This is a genomic window from Streptomyces sp. SID5469, assembly GCF_009862865.1.
In the GTDB taxonomy this organism is placed as follows: domain Bacteria; phylum Actinomycetota; class Actinomycetes; order Streptomycetales; family Streptomycetaceae; genus Streptomyces; species Streptomyces avermitilis.
Map to the genome: position 1 here is coordinate 6,910,011 of NZ_WWIN01000001.1, position 21,248 is coordinate 6,931,258.

Annotated in this window: 19 protein-coding genes; 5 read left to right on the forward strand and 14 right to left on the reverse strand. The window is 73.2% G+C overall.

Annotated features, from left to right (window positions below; translation table 11 throughout):
- Positions 1-43: 43 nt before the first annotated feature.
- From GTY58_RS29820 to fxsA, 3 genes are all read right to left on the reverse strand, one after another.
- Positions 44-817 carry an AAC(3) family N-acetyltransferase gene (locus GTY58_RS29820; RefSeq protein ID WP_010987116.1) on the reverse strand — a complete coding sequence of 258 codons (774 nt, stop codon included), beginning with the start codon at positions 815-817 and terminating at the stop codon, positions 44-46.
- The gene (gene fxsB / locus GTY58_RS29825) at positions 810-2,981 is read right to left on the reverse strand and encodes a radical SAM/SPASM protein FxsB, inactivated metallohydrolase extension form (RefSeq protein WP_010987117.1); all 2,172 of its coding nucleotides are present in this window, start codon (positions 2,979-2,981) and stop codon (positions 810-812) included. Before fxsB ends, GTY58_RS29820 begins: the two co-directional genes overlap by 8 nt.
- Positions 2,982-3,079: 98 nt before the next feature.
- The gene (gene fxsA / locus GTY58_RS29830) at positions 3,080-3,262 is read right to left on the reverse strand and encodes an FxSxx-COOH cyclophane-containing RiPP peptide (protein WP_010987118.1); all 183 of its coding nucleotides are present in this window, start codon (positions 3,260-3,262) and stop codon (positions 3,080-3,082) included.
- 246 nt (positions 3,263-3,508) lie between these two features.
- Here fxsA and GTY58_RS29835 point away from each other — a divergent pair, with 246 nt between their 5' ends.
- Positions 3,509-4,423, forward strand: a complete 915-nt coding sequence (locus GTY58_RS29835) for a DUF4231 domain-containing protein (RefSeq protein ID WP_042493718.1) — start codon at positions 3,509-3,511, stop codon at positions 4,421-4,423.
- Between the two features lie 20 nt (positions 4,424-4,443).
- On the opposite strand, the gene GTY58_RS29840 is transcribed toward GTY58_RS29835, so the two are convergent.
- The 3 genes from GTY58_RS29840 to GTY58_RS29850 form a co-directional block, all read right to left on the reverse strand.
- On the reverse strand, positions 4,444-4,920 hold the full coding sequence (locus tag GTY58_RS29840; RefSeq protein WP_010987120.1) for a hypothetical protein: 477 nt from the start codon (positions 4,918-4,920) through the stop codon (positions 4,444-4,446).
- A 153-nt stretch (positions 4,921-5,073) separates the two neighbouring features.
- Positions 5,074-6,615, reverse strand: a complete 1,542-nt coding sequence (locus tag GTY58_RS29845; protein ID WP_010987121.1) for a GAF domain-containing protein — start codon at positions 6,613-6,615, stop codon at positions 5,074-5,076.
- A gap of 27 nt (positions 6,616-6,642) precedes the next feature.
- Positions 6,643-7,680, reverse strand: coding sequence for a rod shape-determining protein (locus GTY58_RS29850; protein ID WP_010987122.1), 1,038 nt, complete (start codon positions 7,678-7,680; stop codon positions 6,643-6,645).
- Between the two features lie 566 nt (positions 7,681-8,246).
- On the opposite strand from GTY58_RS29850, the gene GTY58_RS29855 reads away from it, so the two are divergent.
- Positions 8,247-11,873 carry a S8 family serine peptidase gene (locus GTY58_RS29855; RefSeq protein ID WP_010987123.1) on the forward strand — a complete coding sequence of 1,209 codons (3,627 nt, stop codon included), beginning with the start codon at positions 8,247-8,249 and terminating at the stop codon, positions 11,871-11,873.
- Here GTY58_RS29855 and GTY58_RS29860 read toward each other — a convergent pair.
- From GTY58_RS29860 to GTY58_RS29870, 3 genes are all read right to left on the reverse strand, one after another.
- Complete coding sequence (locus GTY58_RS29860; protein WP_010987124.1) at positions 11,848-13,245, reverse strand: carboxyl transferase domain-containing protein; 1,398 nt, start codon at positions 13,243-13,245, stop codon at positions 11,848-11,850. The genes GTY58_RS29855 and GTY58_RS29860 overlap by 26 nt on opposite strands.
- Positions 13,246-13,248: 3 nt before the next feature.
- Entirely contained in the window at positions 13,249-14,718 is a 1,470-nt protein-coding gene (locus GTY58_RS29865) for an acyl-CoA synthetase (protein WP_010987125.1), read from the reverse strand.
- 115 nt (positions 14,719-14,833) lie between these two features.
- Entirely contained in the window at positions 14,834-15,412 is a 579-nt protein-coding gene (locus GTY58_RS29870; protein WP_010987126.1) for a TetR/AcrR family transcriptional regulator, read from the reverse strand.
- 181 nt (positions 15,413-15,593) lie between these two features.
- On the opposite strand from GTY58_RS29870, the gene GTY58_RS29875 reads away from it, so the two are divergent.
- Both GTY58_RS29875 and GTY58_RS29880 read left to right on the forward strand, forming a co-directional pair.
- Complete coding sequence (locus GTY58_RS29875; RefSeq protein ID WP_010987127.1) at positions 15,594-15,965, forward strand: DUF4267 domain-containing protein; 372 nt, start codon at positions 15,594-15,596, stop codon at positions 15,963-15,965.
- A gap of 34 nt (positions 15,966-15,999) precedes the next feature.
- Positions 16,000-16,491 carry a cupin domain-containing protein gene (locus tag GTY58_RS29880; RefSeq protein ID WP_010987128.1) on the forward strand — a complete coding sequence of 164 codons (492 nt, stop codon included), beginning with the start codon at positions 16,000-16,002 and terminating at the stop codon, positions 16,489-16,491.
- Positions 16,492-16,525: 34 nt separating this feature from the next.
- Here GTY58_RS29880 and GTY58_RS29885 read toward each other — a convergent pair whose 3' ends face one another.
- On the reverse strand, positions 16,526-17,671 hold the full coding sequence (locus GTY58_RS29885; protein ID WP_010987129.1) for a MerR family transcriptional regulator: 1,146 nt from the start codon (positions 17,669-17,671) through the stop codon (positions 16,526-16,528).
- A 150-nt stretch (positions 17,672-17,821) separates the two neighbouring features.
- Here GTY58_RS29885 and GTY58_RS29890 point away from each other — a divergent pair, with 150 nt between their 5' ends.
- Positions 17,822-18,694 carry a hypothetical protein gene (locus GTY58_RS29890; RefSeq protein WP_010987130.1) on the forward strand — a complete coding sequence of 291 codons (873 nt, stop codon included), beginning with the start codon at positions 17,822-17,824 and terminating at the stop codon, positions 18,692-18,694.
- Here GTY58_RS29890 and GTY58_RS29895 read toward each other — a convergent pair.
- Genes GTY58_RS29895 through GTY58_RS29910 form a run of 4 tightly spaced genes read right to left on the reverse strand, consistent with a single transcriptional unit; the run spans position 18,675 to position 21,247 of the window.
- Complete coding sequence (locus tag GTY58_RS29895; protein ID WP_237528910.1) at positions 18,675-19,328, reverse strand: hypothetical protein; 654 nt, start codon at positions 19,326-19,328, stop codon at positions 18,675-18,677. The two genes, GTY58_RS29890 and GTY58_RS29895, sit on opposite strands and share 20 nt — an antisense overlap.
- On the reverse strand, positions 19,285-20,124 hold the full coding sequence (locus GTY58_RS29900) for an FkbM family methyltransferase (RefSeq protein ID WP_010987132.1): 840 nt from the start codon (positions 20,122-20,124) through the stop codon (positions 19,285-19,287). The genes GTY58_RS29895 and GTY58_RS29900 overlap by 44 nt, the downstream gene beginning before the upstream one ends.
- A complete protein-coding gene (locus tag GTY58_RS29905) occupies positions 20,121-20,342 on the reverse strand; it encodes a Trm112 family protein (protein WP_010987133.1) in 222 nt (73 codons plus the stop codon). Before GTY58_RS29905 ends, GTY58_RS29900 begins: the two co-directional genes overlap by 4 nt.
- Complete coding sequence (locus GTY58_RS29910; RefSeq protein ID WP_037645510.1) at positions 20,339-21,247, reverse strand: hypothetical protein; 909 nt, start codon at positions 21,245-21,247, stop codon at positions 20,339-20,341. The genes GTY58_RS29905 and GTY58_RS29910 overlap by 4 nt, the downstream gene beginning before the upstream one ends.
- Between the last annotated feature and the right edge of the window lies 1 nt (position 21,248).

Genomic DNA, 21,248 nt, shown 5'->3' on the forward strand with positions numbered 1-21,248 from the left:
CACCATAATGTGCCCGACCGACGGCCCGCAGGGGCCGTTTGTTTCACGTCATTTCATAGCGATATCCGGACATCCGAACAGTCGCCGCGTCGACGACGTCCCGCATGGCGAACAGAACGGCCGTCTTTCCCGAAAATGCCCGTTCCGACAGAAGATCACGCGGCAGCAGCGCCCCGATCGACGCGAAGTCGCCGTCATTCAGGGCGAGATCCTCGTACGAGGTCCAGTTTCCCCGCTCTTCGACCACACAGCGGTACGTGCGCGTCGGCGGCACCGGTGTCATCCGGTACTCGGCCAGATGCAGCGCGCTGCACACCTCGAACCCCACGCGCAGCAACAGGACTTGGGCCCCGGCGGCGTACAGCCTGGCCAGCGGTGAGCGTTCGCCGAGGTGGCAGGTCGGGTCGTGGTGCGACAGCAGCTCGGCGGCGCGCGGCCCGAGTCCGGCCAGCGAGGTCTGCGGGTGCGCGCTGCGGACGGCACCGGGCGTCGTCCGTACGCACTCGGCGAGCACGCCCATGGTGGGGCAGGGGGTGACGTCGGGCTCGTACGGGGGCATGCCCGCCCGGAACGCCGCCTTCTCCCGCTCGTCCATCCCCTCGGTGAGCGCCCGGTACGCGCGGGAGGTGTCCGAGTTCTCGGGCGTGAACGTGGGGACGACGAGTGTGCCGTGCGGGCCGAGCGCGCCGAGAAGGGCGTCCCGGACATCGGTGTCGCGCAGCCCGGTCCCGCCGAGGGAGGCGTGGACCAGCAGGGTGCCGCCGGAGCGCACCCCCAACTCATCGCACAACGAACTCAGTTGCCGCACGTCAGTCATGGAGGCGCTGCCACTCCGTCCGCAGCTGGGCCGCGAAGACGGCGCCGCTCTCGGTCAGGTCCCGTTCCGGAAGGGCGGCCAGGGTCCGCAGGGCGCGGTCGGCCCCTGCCAGTGCCTCGGCCCGCAGCTCGGGCTCCTGCCGCCAGTACGAGGCGGTACCGAGCTGTTCGCTCGCCTCTTCGAGCAGCCGTCCGGCCCGGTTGCCCGGCACGCTCAGATCCGCCACCTGCCGCAGCGCCGTGAGCCGGGCCCGGCGTCCGGCGCGGGACAGTTCGCGGACGAACTCCTCCGGTTCGAAGTCGACGGCCACGCCCAGGGCGCCGATGCCGTGGTCGCCGAGCCGCACGCCCGTTCCGGCCATCAGCGGGGTGACCGTGGTGACGACGAGCGCGTCCACGCGGTCACGCCGGCCGGGCTCGCGCTCGTCGAGGAGCTCGTACGCGGCGCGCAGCCGCTTGCGGAAGACGCGCAGGTCGCTGGAGCCGAGGGGCGGAGCGACGGGGACGGGGTAGCAGTCGCGGTGCGGGTCGGCGTCGTCGATGAGGAAAGACGTGCCGTCCGTGAGCGGCAGGGTCTCCAGCGGGCGCCATTCGGCGGGCGGCTCGTCGGGCGTGGCGTCGGCGCCGCGGATGCGGAAGCCGTCCCGCGTCACCGTGAGCTCGACCCGCCCCGGCCGCGCCAGCCGTACCGTCCCCAGCGTCGGAAGGTGCAGTTCCCGGTCGGGCTGGTGCCAGGCGAGGGTCACGCCGGCCTCCGCGTGCACCGCGGCCGCCGCGGCCACCGTCATGAACCGGGCGAGACCGGCGCGCCCGTCCCAGGAGCCGTGCAGCGAGGGGCGCAGATAGGGGTGGGCGAGGACGGAGTTGAGATGCGGGGCGGTGGCGTCGTCCGTGTCCAGACGTACGAGCGCCCGCCAGGCCTCGTCGGCGTCCGGATCGCCGGCGAGGCGGTCGTGCGCCCGCGCCAGCACCTCTCGCCCCAGCCTGAGCTGCGCCAGCCGGAGTTCGTCCCCGCCACGCACCGCGGGGGACAGCTCCCGCTCCGTGATCCGCTCGGCCACCCCGTCCACGAAGGCCCGCAGATCCGCACAGAACACGGACGGATTGTCGAATCCCCGTTCGGTGCTGTAGCGGTGGGCGTAGAGGCCGCCGCCGCACGACTGGACGACGGGGCAGCCGCGGCAGGTCTCGCTGACGCCCTCGATGCCCAGCTGCCGGGCCCGGACGCCGGGATGCCGCGCGAACTCCTCGAACGTGTGCCGGAAGACGTCGTATCCGGTGGCCGGGGCGCCGTCGTACGCGGTCTTCAGGGAGTCCGCCTGTTCGAACGTGCCGTCCGTCTCCACCACCGCGAGGTCGGAGGGGGCGAGCCCCATCGCCTCGGTGAGGCTGGGCCCGCCGCGCAGGGTGCTGAGGACGGAGTCGAAGGTGCGCACCGGGACCGTACGCCCCTGCTCCAGCCACCGGTCGAAGATCTTCAGCAGCCAGTCGGCGTACGGAGTGGGCGAACCGGACGGGCCGGAGGGCGGCGGATTGTCCCAGGTGGAATGCGGAAGCAGATAGTCGATACGCGGCGGGTCCAGCGCCGACAGCGCGTCATGTACCACGACCGGATCATTGGCCACATCCACCGTGCACAAAAGGCCCAGGTAGAGATGGCGGTATTCCTCGGTGCGCAGAAGTTCGACGGCCTGGACGACCCGGTCGTAACTGCTGCGGCCCCGGTGGTCGAGGCGATGACGGTCATTGGCCGCCCGGTCACCGTCGAGCGAGATACCGACCTTGACGTCGAATTCCTTCAGGATCTCCAGATGCGCCCTGTTCAGCCGCACGCCATTGGTGTGAATTCGGAGATCCAGGGTGGTCAGTGGGTCCAGAACGCTCCGGAGCTGCGCACAGATGTTCCGCAGTCGGGTCGGTCCCACGAGGAGCGGTTCGCCGCCGTGAAGGATCACGGAAACCGATTCGAGTTTCCGGTCCACCGTGTATGCGGCGAGCCGGTGGGCGACTTTGTCGAGGGTTTCCTCGGCGATCAGGACCGGGCGTGCCTGCCAGCTCTGGTCCTCATGCTCGTACACATAGCAGTGATCACATGCGAGATTGCACCTGCTATGGATTTTCAGAACCAGCTGCTGGATCGAGGAATCCCTGTCCGTGTCCGTCACTTACCACAGTCTAGGGCCTTAAAACACCCCGCGATGCCACCAACTCGCTTGTTGATCAAGGGAGTTGGCGGATCACGGGCGTGGGTGCGTCCGGTGCGTTACAGTGCCGAGTCGAATGTGATCGGTTTGGTGGGGCGCCTGCCTGGAATATCGGTCACTCGGCCGGTCGACCGCAGGGCGGCGGCCTCGTGGGTGTTGATGGCCGAGAGGGGCGCGAGCTTCTTGTGGGTCGGCTGAGCGGCGGCCGAACCGCGCTTCGTCTTGGTGACCGTGAGGTTCATGGGTCTAGCTCCTGAGTTCGGGTCTGTCGCCGTGCCCCACGGGGGACCACGTCCCGAGAGGGATCGAGCATGAGACCCGAGACAGAGTGCTATTACGCGACCCTTCTATCACGGCCTCTCAAGCTTCTGCGAGTGGCTTGCTGCTGCGAGCGGGTGGTACTGGTCGGCTCCTGGGGGTAGTGCTGGGCGCCTTTCGGGAGGAACATGGCGACACTGTCCTCATAAGTCTGCCTCCGCGAGGTGTCAATGCGCGCGGTGACGCCCGGACCGAGTACGACGCTCACCGAGGACGACCTGCCGCCGCTCTATGCCGTCAACGATCGCCGCGCGTTGAGCCGGCAGAGTGAGTCGTTCCGCGCCGTCCGTACCCAACTGGTCGTTCTGCTGCTCGCCACCGGTACCGCAATGCTCGCCGAGCGACTGAACAGTCATATTCCGGCAGCATGTGCGGCGGTCCTTTATGCGTTGACGATCGCCGTCGGCCTGCACTCCTCCCGCCGCCGGGCGCGCGCCCACTGGCAGGCGCACCGTGCGGCGGCCGAGACCCTCAAGTCGCTGGCGTGGATGTACATGGTCCACGGCGGCCCCTTCCACTCCGGTGTCACCCACCCGGACGCCCTGTTCGCCGAGCGGCTGGAGGAGCGGCTCCGGGAACTGCGCAAGGTGGGGTGGGAGGACTCCCGGGACGGACCGGCGACGGTCGGGGCGGGGCAGATCACCCCGGTGATGCGGGCCGTTCGGGCCAAGCCGTTCGGGGCGCGCCGGGACCTCTATCTGCGCGAGCGGGTCCTGGAGCAGCTGACCTGGTACGGCAACCGGGCCTCCCAGGCCCACCGCTCGTCCGTGCGCTGGTCCTCCGTCACGGCCCTGCTGACGCTGCTCGCGCTGATCGCGGCCGTGCTCAGGGCCGCCGGGGTGATCGGCCGCTGGGACCTGACCGGGCTGCTCAGCGCGTCCGCGGCGGCGGGCGTCGCCTGGCAGGAGGTCCGCAGACACCGCCCGCTCACCTACGCGCACAAGCTGATAGAGCAGGACCTGGACACCCTGCGGATCGCGATGGGGACGACGGTCACGGAGGAGGGGTGGGCCGAGTCGGTCGCGGAGGCGGAGCGGCTGGTGAGCCCCCAGCACACGGACTGGCTGGTGCGGTTCGGTTCCTGACGGGGTGCCGGGTGGGCGCGTCAGCTCCGCAGGACGCCCGAGCTCCACAGGACGCGGACCGGGACGCCCGTGCGCCGGGCGTACGCCACCACGTCGGCCGTGCCGCCCAGCCCCCGGGCCGGCTGCCCGTCCCAGACGGCGACCAGCCGGTCCGCGTGGTCGACGATCCAGCGGCCCGCCGCGTAGTACGCCTCCTCGTGCGTCGGTTCGACGGGCAGATCCACGCGCGCCGTACAGGACTTGAGGAGCCTGCGGTACGACGCCTGCACCTCGTCGCCGCCGAGATGGGCCTCGTAGTCCATGCCGGGGATCACGGCGGTCAGCGGGACGCCGCTGTCCAGGGCGAGGTCGGCGAAGAGCTGGTCGGCGCCGGCCGCGAGGCAGCTGAGCGCCTCGACGGCGGCGTGACGGCGGAGTTCCCCGGTGATGCCCGCGAGCACGGCGGGCAGGACGACGGCGGGGATCCGGCGATGCCCGGTGACGCCGATCCGAGTCACGAGAACCACCTCCGCGGCCGCGGTCGTCGTCCAACTCACCCTAGCGGCGGGGGCCCGGTACGGCGACGTACGTTCGCCGGGTGCCGGGGGCTCGTGGGAGTGACGGCGCGGCGACGGTCGTACGCGCGGCGCACCCGCCGGGCCGCGCGGGGCTCAGAGAGGGTACTGCCAGGTGACCGTGGTGCCGGTGCCGGTGCCGGTGCCGGTGCCGCGCGAGGCGCCGTCGCCGTGCTCGGCCGCCCGGCCGTCGTTCTCCGGCACCCCCTCGCGCTCCTTCGGCACCCCTTCGTGGTCGTCCGGCACCCCGTCGTCGTGCACCGTCAGCCGGACGCCGGCGCGGCCGTCCGGGAGGGTGGCCGTCGCGTCGACCGTGACCTCGACGCGGGCGACGCCCGGGCGGTGGGACGCGGCGGCCAGGGCGCGGCGCAGCGCGGCGAGGAGATGACCGGCGACCGCCTCCGGGACCAGGCTGTCCACCGGGCCGATGAACCGCGTGCTCGGCCGGAACCCCGGCACCCCGGCCGCGCCCGCCGTCTCGCGCAGCACCTTGCCGCGGAACGTGGTGGGCGCGTCGGCGGGCGGCTGCTGGAGCGCGAAGATCGCCGTACGGACCTCCTGGACGGTGGACCGCAGGGCGTCGACCGCCCGGCCGAGCGTCTCGTGCACGTCCTCCTCGGCGGCCCGGCGCTGGGTGGACTCCAGCATCATGCCGGTCGCGAACAGCCGCTGGACGACCAGATCGTGGAGATCGCGGGCGATGCGATCGCGGTCCTCGTACACCGCCAGCCGCTTCCGGCTGTGCCACATGTCCGCGAGGACCAGCGCCAGCGCGGCCTGCGAGGCGAACTGCGCGGCGAGCTGCTGTTCGACCGGGGTGTACGGGCGGCCGCCGCGGCGGCGGGGGAGCGCGAGCGTGCCGATGAGCCGGCCCTCCGCTTCGAGGGGGAGCATCATGCTGGGCCCGAACCGGTGCCGTACCCGCGTCGTCATACGCGGGTCGGTCGCCGTGTCGTCGATGAACACCGCTTCCCCGCCGAGGAGTTGGGCGAGGACCGGGCTGCCCGGCTCGATGGTCGTACCGACGATGTCGCCGGGGTCGTCGGGCGTGGACGCCGTGACGATCTCCATGCCGCCCTCGGGGGTGGGCTTCAGGATGACCCCGGCGGCCGCGCCGGCGAGGATCCGGGCCCGCTCGGCGACCGTCATCAGCGCGTCGGTGGCGTTCTGGCCGGTGAGCAGCGCGGTGGTGACGGCGGCGGCGCCCTCGATCCACCGTTCGCGCTGCCGGGCCGTCGCGTACAGCCGGACGTTGTCGATGGCGATGCCCGCCTGGGCGGCCAGGACGCACAGCATCCGTTCGTCCTTGTCGGTGAAGGGGCCGCCGGACTTGCCGGTGAGGTAGAGGGTGCCGAACTCCTGGTCGTGGACGTGGATCGGGACGCCGAGCCAGTCGTCACCGCGGCCGGGGCGGGCCGGACCGTGGGGTGCCGGGCCGCCCCGCGCCGGTCCCGCCCGGTGCACCCGGGCGAGTTCTTCGTGCCCGGGGTCGGCCGTCGCGAGCGCCGCGTACCGGGCGCCGGTCAGCTCGGCGGCGCTGTCCACGATGTGCTGGAGCGTGGGCTCCAGTTCGAGGTCGGTGCCCACGCCGAGGACGGCCCTCAGCAGGGGGACGGGCAGGCGGGGAACCGTCTCCATCGGCGGGACCGGGGTCGGGGCGCGGCGTCAGCCGGCGACCCGTTCGAGGAGCAGCGGCTCGATCCGGCCCTCCAGCATGGCCCCGAGACCCTGTATGGCGCATACGTCGGGCCGCTCGGCGATGGACACCGGCATACCGGTTGCCTGCCGCAGCATCTGGTCGAGCCCCGGCAGCAGGGCACTGCCGCCCACCATCATGATCCCGCGGTCGGCGAGGTCGGCCACCAGGTCGGGCGGGCAGTCCCGCAGCACCTTGCCGATGCCGTCGAGCACGGCCGTGAGCGGGGTCTGGATGGCGTTGCGTACGGCGGCGGTGTCGACCAGCACGGAACGGGCGAGCCCGGTGGCCACGTCGCGTCCGTGGATCTCGGTCGAGGTCGGCCCGTGGGGCGTGAGCCCGTTCCCGGACAAGGCGATCTGGAGCGGCCGTACGGACTGACTCGGCAGCATCAGCTCGTGCTGGTGCCGCAGATGCTGCACGATCGCGTGGTCGACGGCCTCGCCGCCCACGGGGATCCGGTCGGCGGTCACGATGGACCCCAGCGACAGCACCGCGATCTGGGTGGCCGCGGCCCCGCACACCATGATCATCGACGCCTCGGGCCGCTCGACGGGCAGCCCGCACCCCACGGCGGCGGCGACGAGCGTGTCGACCAGTTCGACCCGCCGCGCGCCGAGCCCGACCAGCGTCTCGATCGTCGCGCGCTGGGCCAGCGGATCGGCGTCGTGCGGGGTGCAGGCGGCGGCCCGCAGCCGGGGCTTGCGGCGCAGGGCACGGCGGAGCTTCTCGCCGAGCAGATGACGCAGCATGCGCTGGGCCATCTCGATGTCGACGACGGTACCGCCGGACACGGGCCGCACGACCCGGATGTATGCGGGCGTACGCCCCGTCATCTTCTCGGCGAACTCCCCGACCGCGATCAGCGCGCCGGTCCGCGTGTTGATCGCGGCGGCACTCGGCTGGTCCACGACCAGCCCGGCGCCCTTCACATAGACACGGGTCCTGGCGGCCCCGAGGTCGACGGCGAAGTGACAGCGGCGCAGTCGGTCCAGACTGACGGTCATGGCGGTTCCTCCCGAGAGTGCGGACCGTGGGGCTCCGCCGGGCGGCGGTCCTCTCTGGCATCGTGCGGTCGCGGACGGGGCGTCGCCCTTTGTGGGGGGCCGGGTGGGGGGCCGCCGGACGGGTGGATCGGCCGGGCCGCCGGACCGGGGGGACCCACGCGTCGGGCCCGCGGCTGCGCGGATACGCCTCCACCGCGCGCGTACGGCGCGGCCAGGGGCCGTCGAAGCCGAGGATCACACCGTCGGCGTGTTCAGTGACACGCTCCGGCGGAGGGCGTACCCGGGCAGCGGCATGTCCGCTCAGCAGGCCGTCGAGGGCGGCGGTGGGCCCGGGACAGGTGTGAGCGGAAGTGCGTGACGGCGAGCCGGCGGATGCCCGTCAGCGGGGGGCGCCCCATTGGCACGGACGGCACTCGGGGCTGTCCCGGTTTCCGCTCGTACCCCGCCGCCCTGGCGGAAAGCCGCCAGGGCGCCTTCCCGCCAGGTCCCGTCAACTCCCTTGCCGCACAAGCCCCCCGACACTCTTCGCAGCACCCGGGCCCGGCGCCGACGAAGAGAGGGCATCGATGACCAGAGGACCAGCGAGACGCGGGGCGGCACTGCTGTCGGCCGGGCTCGTGTTCGCCCTGCTGCCCATGGGGCGGGCGGCCGCGCGGGACGCCGGCACCCCGCCGTCCCCGCAACCCGCCTCCACCGCCCGCACCGTCACCCTTGTCACCGGTGACACCGTGACCGTCACCGACCTCCCCGGCGGGAAGAAGACCGTCACCGTCGAGCGGCCCCGAGGGGCCACCGGAGCGGTGCGCACCCAGGTCGTGGGCGGCGCCGTCAGCGTCGTACCCGACGAGGCCCTGCCCTATCTGCGGGCCGGCACGCTCGACCGGCGGCTGTTCGACGTGAGCGCGCTGATCCGGCAGGGGCTCAGCGATCGGAAGACCGGCGAGACCCCGCTGATCGTGGGCTACGGCAAGGGCGCGCGGGCCGTCACACCGAGCGGTGCCACCAGGACGCGCTCGCTCACGAGCATCGGCGCCGCCGCCGTCGACGCCGACAAGGGGCGGACCTTCTGGCGGTCCTGGACCCGGCAGGGCGGCATCGAGCACGTCTGGCTCGACGCGCGGGTCGAGGCCGACATGGCCGAGAGCAACGCGCAGATCGGTACGCGGGCCGCGTGGGACGCCGGGCTCACGGGCGACGGCGTCACCGTCGCCGTGCTCGACACCGGCGTCGACACCACTCACCCCGACCTCGCCGGCCGGGTGTCCCGGAGCAAGAGCTTCATCGACGGGGAGGAGGTCGCCGACCGCAACGGCCACGGGACCCACGTCACCTCGACCGTCGGCGGCAGCGGCGCCGCCTCCGACGGCACGGAGCGCGGCGTCGCGCCCGGTGCCACGCTCGCCGTCGGCAAAGTGCTCAGCGACCAGGGCGCGGGAAGCGAGTCCCAGATCATCGCGGGCATGGAATGGGCCGCGCGGGACGTGCGTGCCAGGATCGTCTCGATGAGCCTCGGATCGACCGAGGCCAGCGACGGGACCGACCCCATGGCCGAGGCCGTCGACACCCTCTCCGAGGAGACCGGCGCCCTCTTCGTCGTCGCCGCGGGAAACACCGGTGCCCCCTCCTCGATCGGCTCGCCCGGCGCCGCCGACTCCGCGCTGACCGTCGGCGCCGTCGACTCATCCGACCGGGCCGCCTACTTCACCAGCGCCGGCCCGCGCCACGGCGACAACGCCCTCAAGCCCGACCTCGCCGCACCCGGCGTCGACATCCGCGCCGCCCGCTCCCAGCTCGCCCCCGGCACCGGCTACTACACCTCCATGAGCGGTACGTCGATGGCGACGCCCCATGTCGCGGGGGTCGCCGCGCTCCTCGCCGAGCAGCACCCCGACTGGACCGGCGCGCGGCTCAAGGACGCGCTGATGTCCACGTCCGAGCAACTCGACGCCTCCGTATATCAGTTGGGGGCGGGTCGGGTCAGTGTGCCGGACGCCGTCGGCGCCCGCGTCACCGCGACGGGCAGCGCCGACCTCGGCTTCCACCGCTGGCCCCATGACGCCGATCGACCCGTCACGAAGACGGTCACCTACTCCAACTCCTCCGACACGACGGTCGAGTTGAGCCTCGCCGTGCGGGGCGCGCCCGCCGGTGTCGCCACCCTCGCCGACACCGCACTCACCGTGCCCGCCCACGGCACCGCCGCCACCACCGTGACCGGCGACGGCTCCAAGGCTCCGGTGGGAGAGACGAGCGGGCAGATCGTCGCCTCGGCCGGCGGCGCGCCCGTCGCGCACACCGCCTTCGGGCTGGTCAAGGAGGCGGAGCGGTACTCCCTCACCGTGCACGTCAAGGACCGCGCCGGGGCCGCGACCGCCGCCGGCCTCGTGGTGCAGCGGCTGGCCGCCGGGACCGACCCCTATCCGGCGTCCGTCGGTGATTCCGGCACCCTCGCGCTGCGGCTCGCACCGGGAACGTACAGCCTGACCTCCTTCCTCGACGTGCGCGGCGGCCACGGCGCCGACTCGCTCGGCCTCGGCTTCCTCGCCGCGCCCGAGATCACCCTCGACCGGGACCGTGCCATCACCCTGGACGGCAGCAGGCTGCGGGAGGTCGAGGCCGACGTCGACCGGCGCACCGAGACCCGGCAGCTGCTCATGGAGTACGACCGCAGCGGCGGCGGCTCCGACCTGTTCGGCGCCGTACAGGTGCCCCTCACGTACGACAGCGTCTTCGCCGCGCCCACCCCGAAGGTCACCGAGGGCAGCTTCGAGTACCGGACCGTGTGGCGGCTCGGGAAGCCGCTCCTGGAGGTCAGGGGGATACGGGAGGCGGTCGTGCAGTCCGGCGGCACACTGACCGAAGGGCGCAGCCGGCCGCCGCTCGTCGATGTCGGGTCCTTCACCGGCGGCGTGCTCACCGGCGTCCGGGGCAGGGCCGTGCTCGCGCGGCTCGGCGACGGCGTCGAGCCCACCGCCCTCGCCCAGGCCGCCCAGGACGCCGGCGCCAAGGCCCTGTTCGTGACCGACGACAGCGCCGGACGCCTGACCGCCTGGTGGGGGACGGACGACAACGCGGACCGGCCGTTGCAGATCGCCACGGTGAACGCGGCGGACGCGGCCCGGCTGCGGGCGGCCGGGGGGAGGATCGACATGACCGGGACGCCGAACACGCCCTATGTGTACGACCTCTCGGAAGGTCACCGGGGGCGGATTCCCGACCGTGACCTGACCTATCGGCCGGGCAGGCGTGAACTCGCCACAGTGCGGGCCAGGTTCCACGCCGTGCGGCCGGTGGGCGGCGGCGAGTTCCGGTACTCGCTCACGGACGCCTTCCCCGTCGGGATCGGCTTCCGGGAGCGGATCGACTACCCGGCCGAGCGAACGGACCACGTGTCCACCGGCCCCGGTCAGCTGTGGCACGAGTCGGTGACGGTCGGGGACGGCACGCTGGAGGAGCGCGGCGGGCTCAACCGCTACCAGGGCGGGGCGCACACGGCCCTCGACTGGTTCAAGCCGGTCTGGCATCCGTGGCTCGGCACCGGGCTCGGCTGGGGGCAGGAGCGCTCCGGCGCCATGATGCGGTTCAACACGCCCGGCTGGGGGGACTCCGGGCCCGACCACACCGGCTTCGGCGACGTGTGGAGCGACGACAGCGGCATGACCCAGGTCACCGCCGTCCACCAGGACGGCACGCTCGTCGACCGGCGGACCGGCTCCGGCGCCTACGTGTGGGACGCGCCGGCCGACGAGCACACCTACAAGGTCGTCACGGACACCACCCTGGACCCGGACCGCTGGAAGCTGTCCACGAAGGGCCACGCCGAGTGGACCTTCAGGTCCTCCGCCACCCCCGACGACCGCTGGACCTTCCTGCCGCTGCTCAACCTCGCCTTCGACATCGGCACCGGCCTCACGGGCGACGTGCGGGGCGGCGGCCGGGTGCCGGTCGGGCTCTTCGCCTCCTACGTCGCGGGCGCCCCGGACACCGGGACCATCGGCGCCGGGCACCTCGAAGTGTCGTACGACGACGGGACGTCCTGGCAGCCGGTCCGCCTCTCGGGCGGCACCGCCTCCTGGCACGGGACGCTCACCGTGCCCGGCACCGCCCACCACATCTCCCTGCGCGCCTCGGCGCGCGACGACCGGGGCGGCTCGGTCGAGCAGGAGATCATCCGGGCGGTGGGGGTGAGGTAGCGGCGCCACCGGGCACGATGCCGCGTACGACCCCCAGGGCGACCAGGTCCTGGGGGCGGACGCGGAGCTGGTCGGCGGTGCCGGGCGCCTCCTCGGGCGGGCGTTTGAGGATCGCGGCCGCCAGTTCGGGGGCTATGACCGAGAAGTAACTGTCCGGCGTGGCCCAGGTGTTGCCGGGCGCGGCCAGGGCGAGCGCGCCGCCCGAGCCGCCCTCGCCGATCAACAGCGTGGTGAGGGGCGTACGGGCGGTCGCCACCGCGCCGAACAGCTCCGCGATCGCGGCACCGACGCCCTGCCGCTCCGCCTCGGCGTCGTTGGCCGCACCAGGTGTGTCCACCAACGTGAGTACGGGGATGCCGAGTCGGTCCGCCAGCCGGATCAGCCGGGTGGCGGTGCGGTAGCCGGCGGGGCGGGTGGCGGTGCCGGTCTGGGCGGCGTACGCGACGACCCGCCCGCCGTGCTCGCCGGAGCCGGAGCCGGAGCCGGAGCCGGAGCTGAAGCCGAATCCGCAGAGCATCCCGTCGTCGGTGCCGCCGCAGCGGTCCCCGGCGATGGCGGCCCGGCGCGTGAAGTACGCGTCCAAATAGGCCTGCGCGCGGGGTCGTTCGGGAGAACGGGCACGCTGGACGGCGCTCCAGCCGGTGTCCGGGAGCCTGTCGGAGGTGCCGAGCGCGGGCGGAGGCGGCGCGGGCTCCGTCGACGGTGCCGTGAGCAGGGCCAGCCACAGGCCGACCGTCTCCCGCAGCTCCTGAGGCCGGACGACCGCGTCGATCGAGCCCGCCGCCAGCTGTGCCTGAGCCGTGTACGCGGCCGGATCCGCGTCGGGCGGGCGGACCCGGGAGCCGGCGAAGCCGACCTGGACGCCCGGCAGGGCCAGGACGACATCGGCGCCCGCGCCCAGCGTGGCCCAGCCGCCGCCCGTCGTCGGATCCCGCAGGACCGCGAGCTGCGGCAGCCCGGCCGCGCGGGTGAGCGCCGACTGCCGTGCCACGCGCTGGAGTTGGGTGAGCGCGAGCATCCCCTCCTGCATCCGGCTGCCGCCCGTCGCGACGAGCGAGACCACGGGCAGCCGGTGCGCCCTGGCGTAGGTGTACGCCGCCTCCAGCCGGTCCCCGGTGCGCTCGCCGAGCGAGCCGCCGAGGAAGCCGAACTCGAACGCGATCAGCACCGCCGGGGTGCCGTCGATCCTCGCCCGGCCGCAGACGACGGACTCGTCCTCGCCGGTGCGCTCGGTGGCGCGGGCGCGCGAGGCGTCGTAGCCCTGCCAGGACAGGGGGCCGTCGGGTGCGTACGCGCCTTCCGCGACGGGGAGCCGGTCGAAGTCGTCGCTGAGGAGGGCGATGGCTTCGCGGGCCGAGAGCCGGTCAGCCATGCGTCAGTGCCCGCTTCCCTGCGGCAGCGCCCGCTTCATGATCTTCCCCATGTCGTTGCGGGGCAGCGAGTCGAGGAAGCGCACGGTCCGGGGCCGCTTGTGCGGGGCGAGGCGGCGGGCCACATGGCCGGCCAGCTCGTCGGCGTCCGGCGGGGTGCCGGGGTCCGCGGGCACCACCCAGGCGACGATCCGCTCGCCCAGATCGTCGTCGGGCTCCCCGGTGACGGCCACCTCGCGCACCCCTGGGTGCTCCAGGAGCGCGTTCTCGATCTCGCCGGCGCCGATCTTGTAGCCACCGCTCTTGATGAGGTCGGTGGCCTTGCGGCCCACGATGCGTACGTACCCGTCGGCGTCGCGCACCGCCATGTCGCCGGTGCGGAACCAGCCGTCCTCGGTGAACGCGGCGGCGGTGGCGTCGGGCCGGTTGAGGTACTCGGTGAAGAGGTTCGGGCCGCGGACCTGGATCTCGCCGACGCTCTCGCCGTCGCAGGACGGGACGGGCGAGCCGTCCTCCTCGACCAGCCGCAGCTGGACGCCCGGCAGCGGCACGCCGACGGTACCGGCGCGCGGTTCTCCGTCCGCGCGGACGCTGGTGTTCATGAGGGTCTCTGTCATGCCGTACCGCTCGATGACCCGGCGCCCGGTCGCGGCGGCGATCCGCTCGTGGTCGTGGACGGGCAACGCGGCGGAACCGGAGACCAGCAGCCGGGCCCGGCCCAGCGCCTTGGCCAGCCCGGGGTCGTCGGGGAGGGCTTCGGCGATCCGGTGGTACATGGTGGGGACGCCGAAGACCATGGTCGCGCCGTCGTTCAGCTCGCGCGCCACACCGTCCGTGCCGAACCGCCCGAGGTGCCGTACGGAGCCGCCGCGGCGCAGCGGACCGAGGATGCCCAGGATCAGCCCGTGCACATGGAACAGGGGCAGCGCATGCACGAGGACGTCGTCGGCGGTCCACTGCCAGGCGTCGGCCAGCGCGTCCAGGGTCGTGGCGATGGCGTGGCGGGGGAGGACGGCACCCTTGGGCGGGCCGGTGGTGCCGGAGGTGTAGACGATGAGCGCGGGGGCGTCGTCCGTGACGCTCCCGGTGGCCGGGGCGGGGGCGCCGGCGGCGGGTGCGTTCACCTCGACGTCGACGCGCTCCAGTCCCCGTACGGCGGACGGGAGTTCGTCCCCGGCCGCGGCCAGGATCAGGGACGGCGCGCTGTCGGCGAGGATGTGCCCGAGCTCGCTCTCTCCCGACCTGGGGTTGAGCGGTACGGCGGGCACCCCGGCGAGCAGCGCGGCCACGACGCCGACGGCGGTCTCCAGAGTGGGGGTCGCCCAGACGGCGACCCGCCCCGAGCCGCTGATCCGGGCCGCCAGACAACCCGCGGCCGCGGCGAGTTCCGCGTAGGTCAGTGCGCGGTCGCCGAAACGCAGGGCGGGCCGCCGCTCGGCCGCACCGCCTGACAGGGCCGGGAAGAGGGAGGACACGCGGCGTACTCCTTGCCTGGACGTCGGGGAAAGCCTGCGGAACACCAAGAACGTTCCTACACCAGGGCCGGCGCAACCGTCCCTCGTAAGTGATGTGGGCGACCCCGGCCGCCGTTCACCGGGGCGGTGTGAAGCGGTCGATCAGGAGGGTGAGGCGGCGGGCATGGGCCTCGCGGGGCAGGCGGCCGCTGCGCATGAGCGTGACCAGGCCGTGCAGACCGCTCCAGAAGGTCTCGGTGAGCAGGCCCGGGTCGTCGTCGCCGGCGAGCGGTTCGACGGCGTGCAGCAGCCCGGCGAACGCGCCCTGGAGGGCGGCGGGCGCCTCGGGTGTCGCGAACGGCAGGTCGACGGCGTGGGTGAACATCGCGTCGTACAGGGCCGGGCGGCGCTCGGCGAACGCGGCGTAGGCCGTGGCGACGGCGGCGAGGGTCCCGTGCGTGCCGTCCGCCGCGGCGCGGGCCGCGCTCAGTTCGACCGCCAGCTCGGCGAAGCCCTGCACGGCGACGGCGGCCATGATGGCGTCCTTGCCCTTGAAGTGGCTGTAGAGGACGGGCTGGCTGTACTCGATCTCGGCGGCGAGGCGACGCGTGGTCACCGCGTCCCAGCCCTCGGTCTCGGCCAGCTCCCGCGCGGCGGTGATGATCAGCCGCTCGCGCTCCGCTCGTTCGCGTTCCCGACGCGTCTGGATGGACATGCTTGGAATTCTAGCAGCGCTAGCGAACATGTCGACGCTATGCTAGCGTCGATTTCATTGCTAGCGCCGCTAGAAAACAGTCTGGAAGGCAGGCGGCGCCGCGCCGAAGCGACGAGCGAGAAGGCCGCGGAAGCGCCCGGCACCAACAACCGCAGAAGCACCGAGCAAGGGGGATCCGGACATGCTCACCGCCACCGCCTACGGCCTCGCCGCCGTCCTCGACCTGTTCGTTCTGTTCATCGGCGCCCGTTTCCTGTTGCGGCCCCGGCCCGCGGCGGCCGGCTACGGCGTCCCCGCCAAGCCGGACGGGGACGCCGCCTACCTCGAGATCAAGGGCCTGCGCGACGCCACCTTCGGCATCCTGGGCCTGGTCCTGCTGGTTTTCGCCGGTGCCCGCCCCGAGGCGTGGTTCATGCTCGTCGTCGCGCTGGCGCCGCTCGGCGACACACTGATCGTGCTGCGCCACGGCGGCACCAGGGCGGTCGCGTTCGGCATCCACTTCGCCACCGCCGTCGTCGTCCTCGCCAGTGCGGCCCTGCTGTTCGCCGTCTGAGCCCGGTCACCCCTTCACACCCAGGAGTCATGAGATGACGCTCATCGTGCCGGACTTCGACGAGTCCGTGATCGTCCGTTCCGTGGACGCCGAGGTCGTGGGCCGGGCCCCCACCACCGTCCGGCTGCTGGCCGACAGCAGCTCGACCGGCGGCGCGCTGTCCATGCAGCGGGTCACGCTCACCAACGGCGCCGACGGCGCCAGGCCGCATCACCACGCGGGCTCCGCCGAGCTGTTCTATCTGCTCGACGGCACCGCCCAGATCCTGTCCGGCGAGCAGGTCGTCACCCTGGAGCGCGGCGACCTGGCCGTCGTACCGCCCGGCCTGCCGCACGCCTTCGCCGCCGCGCCCGGCTGCGACGCCGACATCCTCATCGTCATCACGCCCGGCGTCGAACGGTTCGAGTACTTCCGCCATTTGGAGCGCATCGCCTACGGCAAGGTGCCGCCGGAGAGCCTGCTGGAGGTCCAGGAGCTGTACGACACCCACTTCCTGAAGAGCCCGGCCTGGGACGAGCGACGCTGACGGTCCCCCTGGCCCGGCGGGCCGGGCGGCGTTCCTACTGCCGCCCGGCCTCCACCACGTCCGCCACCACACAACTGACGTTGTCCGGACCGCCGGCGGCGTTCGCCGCGTCGACCAGGGCCCGAGCCGCCGCCTGGGGAACGGGAGCGGCGGCCAGGAGCCGCCGGATCTCCTCGGTCGGTACGACGGTGGACAGGCCGTCCGAGCAGAGCAGATAACGGTCGCCCGGGCGGGCGTCGTGCAGCTTCAGGTCGGGGTCCGGCACCGGGCCGCCACCCAACGCCTTCAGAAGCAAAGCGCGTTGGGGGTGGACGGTGGCCTCCTCGGGCGTCAGCCGGCCCTCGTCGACCAGCGACTGCACGACCGTGTGATCGTGGGTGATCAGGAACAGCTCGCCGTCGCGGAGCAGATACGCGCGGGAGTCGCCGATGTGGACGAGGGCGAGCTGGGAGCCGGTCCACACGGCCGCGGTGAGGGTGGTGCCGATCTCGTCCCGGGCGGAGCCGCCCACGGCGGCGGCCACGTCCTGGACCGCCCGGCCCGCGCCCTGGACCGCGTCCTCCAGGATGTTGAGGACGCCCCCGGCGGGGAGCGGCTCCTCGTCCAGGAACTTCAGGGCCTCCACCGCCGCCGTACTGGCCGACGCGCCGCCCGCGCCGCAGCCGTCGGCCACGGCGAGGACGCGGGCGCCCGCGTAGGCGGTGTCCTGGTTCGCGTCGCGGACCAGGCCGATGTCGGAAAGGGCTGAGTAACGCAGCTCCAGCATGATGGTGTCCTTCCTCGATGACGGAGATGACTGAGATGACTGAGGCGACGGGGATGACGCGGACGACTGCGACGCCTGGGGCGCCTGCGACGACTGGGTGAGGTGGTCCACGAGAAACAGGGCCAGGTCCCGGCGCGCGGTCGTCTCGGCCTCGACCCGGGCCCAGTACGCCCGGATCTCCCGCGCCGCCCCGCCCGGGTCCAGCGCGCACACCTGCCGGATGCGGGCCAGCGGCATGCCGAGCCGCCGCAGCCACGCCACCAGACGTGCCCGCTCCAGCTGCTCGGGCGCGTAGTAGCGGTAGCCGGTGTCCGGGTCGACCCGGGCGGGGCGCAGCAGGTCCAGTTCGTCGTACAGCCGCAGCGCCTTCGGCGAGAGCCGGCACGCCTTCGCGAAGGCTCCGATCGTGAGCATTCCCGCTTCCCCCGTGGTCTCGTTCCTCGGTCCTCGTTCCGCCACCGATGCTGGGGCTTCACCGAAGGGGAAGGTCAAATGGGTTGCGCCGGTTGCGCGGCCGCTTGTTAGCCTGCGGCGGCATCCGACGTACGAAGAGGAGAGTCCGACGTGGCCCGTATCGCGCTCGTCACCTACCGGCCCGACGAGGGCGAGACCAGCGCGGACCGCGACCTCCCGGTGCTGGTCGAGGCCTTGCGGGCGGCCGGGGCCGACGCGGCGTCCCGGTACTGGGACGATCCGGACGCCGACTGGGGCTCGTACGACCTCGTGGTGATCCGCTCCACGTGGGACTACAGCTGGCGGGCGGCGGAGTTCGTGGCCTGGGCCGAGCGGTGCGGACAGCTCACCCGCCTCGCCAATCCGGCGGCGGTCGTGCGCTGGAACACCGACAAGCGGTACCTCGGGGAGCTGGCGGGGGCAGGGGTTCCCGTCGTCCCGACCCGGTATCTCGCGCCGGGTGACCCCCTCGGCCTGCCCGACGACCACGAGTACGTCGTGAAGCCCACCTCAGGCGCGGGCGCCCGGCTCGCCGCCCGCTACACCCCGGGCGAGCGGGAGACGGCCGTACGACAGCTCGCGCGGATGCACGAGCAGGGGCTCACCGCGATGGTGCAGCCGTACCTCACCCACATCGACACCACCGGCGAGCGGGCGCTCCAGTTCTTCGGCGGTCGCTTTCTGCACGCCAGCCGAAAGGGGGCCGTACTCGCCCCCGGCACGCCCTACGACGCCGACAAGATCCCCCACCCCCGGCTGCGGCCCTGGCAGCCGACCCCGGACGAACTCGCCGTCGCCGAAAGCGCGTTGGCCGCCGTACCGGACGCCCCCGAACTGCTCTACGCGCGCGTGGACCTCGTCGACGACGAAAAGGGCCGTCCGGTCGTCATGGAGCTGGAACTCGTCGAACCGAACCTCTTCCTGTGGCTGCACCCAAACTCGCTGCCCGTGGTCGTGGACGCGGTCATCGCGGCTGCCCGGTGACCGACACCCGCTGAAGCAGCCCCCAGGTGAACTCCGCCGCGCACTCCCGTCGGACGCCCTCCGCGTCCGCGGCCGTGAACGACAGGCCCCAGCGGGTGGGGGCCGTGCCCTCCAGCGGGCGGGCGGGGGCGAAGGCGCGGGCCACCTCGTCGACCGTGCAGCACCAGGGGCGCAGGTCCGCCGACGTGCGCAGCTCAGGGGCCGGCGCGCCCGGTGCCCGTACCAGCCACTCGTTCCAGACCGCGCCCTTCTGGGCCACCAGGACCTCGAAGCGCAGGTCGGGCCAGAGGGGGAGCGGCCACTGCCAGGCCTCGCAGGTCAGGTCGCCGATCCGGCGCTCGGTCACGGATTCGGGGGTGCCGAGGACCGAGCGGTAGCGCGAGGCGGCGGCCCGCCCGCGCGGCGCGTGCAGCATCGCCTGCCAGCGGCGGTTCGCCTCGCGCATGTCGGCGGCCGAGACGCCCAGTTTCCGGCGGGCGTCGTCGACGAGGTCCGGGTTGTGGTCGGCCATGCGGCGCAGCAGGACCAGCTGGAAGTCGAGAGACGTGAACGGGCCGGCGGATCCGGCGGCTCCGGTGGACCGAGCGGGCCTAGGGGGAGGACCGGATCGGTCGGGTCGCTTTGCGGAGGGCATGCGGTCCATCGTCGCGCACCCGCCGGGCGCCCGGGCGGCGGCCGTCCGGGAGGAAGAGCGCCGAGTTCACATAGCGCGGGCCGCGGAAGGGGAGGGCCCGGCGCAGCAGGCCGTGCGAGACCACGTACGACGTCCGGGCCTGGTGCGCCTCCAGGATCGCCCGGTCCAGCGGCAGCCAGGTCCGGCCGGGGAGGACCCAGCCCGCGTAGCCGAGGCCGGCGAGGAAGTCGACGACCGGGCCGATCGGCTGGATCCTGGTCTCCAGTTCGATGAACAGGGCCGGCCGGTCGCGGGTGAGTAGGGTGGTCGCGCCCCGCAGGACCGCCAGCTCGTTGCCGTCCACGTCGATCTTGACGAAGCCGACGTCGCGCAGGCCCAGGCCGTCGAGGGTGACGCACGGGACCTCCAGCGCGCGGGCGTGGATGTCCCGGCGGACCAGGGAGGAGACGCCCCGGTCGCCCGCGTCGTCCGGCGGCAGCCAGAGAGGGGCCGTGCCCGGACGGTCGGACGCGGCGGCCCGGACCACGCGGACGTTGGGCGGGGCGACGGCGGCCAGCAGCCGCGCCAGGTGGGGGACCGGTTCGATGGTGACGACCCGGTCGGCCCGTCTCGACATGAGGCGCGTCCAGGGGCCGTACCAGCCGCCGACGTCCACCGCCGTGCGGCAGTCCGGCGGGCAGAGGTCGCCGAGGCGGGCGAGTTCCGGTTCGAAGCGAGGGTAGAGGAGCCGGGCGGCCGCCGCGACCAGGCGGGTGGGCAGGAACGGGGCGAGCCGGGCGGCCAGTGTGAGGGTCATGGGGTCATCCGCCTCAGCAGCTCCTCGTGCTCGTCCTCGGTGACCTGTTCGCCCGAGGACGGCAGCAGCTGCGGGATGCCGTCGACGATGGGGTAACGGCGGTGCAGGCGCGGGTTGTAGAGCACCCCGTCCTTCTCGGAGTCCGGTACGAGCAGGTGCAGCGGACCCTTGTCCAGCGGGCAGGCCAGTATCTTCAGCAGCGGGTCGTCGGGGTTCACGGTGGCGTCAACTCCTTTGGCGCGGCGGAGGGTTGGGGTGCGGTGTCGTGCTTCGGCATGGCCAGCAGGACGGAGACCGCGAGCGCCGTGCCCGCCAGGCGCAGAGCCAGCCGCAGCGGTTCGTGCGGCAGCGCCTCGCCGAACGCGAGCGTGCCGAGCACCGCCGTGAACAGACACGTCACCGTGGTGCACACGGGCACGATCAGCGAGGCCCGGCAGCGCTGGAGCGCCGCCTGCGACATGACCAGGCCGAACACGCCGGTGAAGAGCAGGAGGTACGGGTAGGGGGAGCGCAGCAGGCCGACCACCGCCCCGCCCAGCCCGTCGGCCGGCGTCAGATAGCTCGACACCCCCTTGATCGCCAGCGAGCTGACCCCGTACAACAGGCCCACCGCCACGCCGTATTCGACCCCGGTCGTGGGCATCCGGTGCCGATGGCGGGCGCGGCGCTCGGCGGACCCGTACAGCCAGACGCCCATCGCCAGCGACGGCACGCAGACGAGGAGGATCAGCGGAACGGGGGCGCTTCGGCTGACCTTGTCCGAGCCCTCGCGCAGCGACAGCACCACCATCAGCAACGCGGCGAGGATGGCGCCGAGCGCGTACCGCTCGCGGCCTGTCGTCTCCTCGCCGAGCAGGCGCGCGGAGAGCAGGACCAGGAGGACCAGGCCGGAGACGAAGATGCCCTGGGCGGCGGCGATCGGCAGGGTGCGGTAGACCGCGAGCTGGGCCCCGAATCCGGCGGCCAGGGACAGCGAGCCGCCGATCCACAGCGGGCTGCCCAGGACCAGGCGCAGCAGTCGGGCGGGGCGGCGGATGTCCACCTCAGGCAGGCTCGCGAGCGCCCGCTTCTCCAGGACGAACCCGGTGCTGTAGAGGACGTTCGCCAGCAGGGCCGCGGCCACT

What these genes read in the sequence shown, in the direction of transcription:
- GTY58_RS29885 (WP_010987129.1), bottom strand. Translation starts at nt 17,671, where the DNA reads ATGCTCACGATCGGAGCCTTCGCGAAGGCGTGCCGGCTCTCGCCGAAG.
- GTY58_RS29860 (WP_010987124.1), bottom strand. Translation starts at nt 13,245, where the DNA reads ATGGCTGACCGGCTCTCGGCCCGCGAAGCCATCGCCCTCCTCAGCGAC.
- GTY58_RS29870 (WP_010987126.1), bottom strand. Translation starts at nt 15,412, where the DNA reads ATGTCCATCCAGACGCGTCGGGAACGCGAACGAGCGGAGCGCGAGCGG.
- fxsA (WP_010987118.1), bottom strand. Translation starts at nt 3,262, where the DNA reads ATGAACCTCACGGTCACCAAGACGAAGCGCGGTTCGGCCGCCGCTCAG.
- GTY58_RS29820 (WP_010987116.1), bottom strand. Translation starts at nt 817, where the DNA reads ATGACTGACGTGCGGCAACTGAGTTCGTTGTGCGATGAGTTGGGGGTG.
- GTY58_RS29880 (WP_010987128.1), top strand. Translation starts at nt 16,000, where the DNA reads ATGACGCTCATCGTGCCGGACTTCGACGAGTCCGTGATCGTCCGTTCC.
- GTY58_RS29835 (WP_042493718.1), top strand. Translation starts at nt 3,509, where the DNA reads ATGCGCGCGGTGACGCCCGGACCGAGTACGACGCTCACCGAGGACGAC.
- GTY58_RS29875 (WP_010987127.1), top strand. Translation starts at nt 15,594, where the DNA reads ATGCTCACCGCCACCGCCTACGGCCTCGCCGCCGTCCTCGACCTGTTC.
- GTY58_RS29855 (WP_010987123.1), top strand. Translation starts at nt 8,247, where the DNA reads ATGACCAGAGGACCAGCGAGACGCGGGGCGGCACTGCTGTCGGCCGGG.
- GTY58_RS29895 (WP_237528910.1), bottom strand. Translation starts at nt 19,328, where the DNA reads ATGCCCTCCGCAAAGCGACCCGACCGATCCGGTCCTCCCCCTAGGCCC.
- GTY58_RS29900 (WP_010987132.1), bottom strand. Translation starts at nt 20,124, where the DNA reads ATGACCCTCACACTGGCCGCCCGGCTCGCCCCGTTCCTGCCCACCCGC.
- GTY58_RS29845 (WP_010987121.1), bottom strand. Translation starts at nt 6,615, where the DNA reads ATGGAGACGGTTCCCCGCCTGCCCGTCCCCCTGCTGAGGGCCGTCCTC.
- GTY58_RS29850 (WP_010987122.1), bottom strand. Translation starts at nt 7,680, where the DNA reads ATGACCGTCAGTCTGGACCGACTGCGCCGCTGTCACTTCGCCGTCGAC.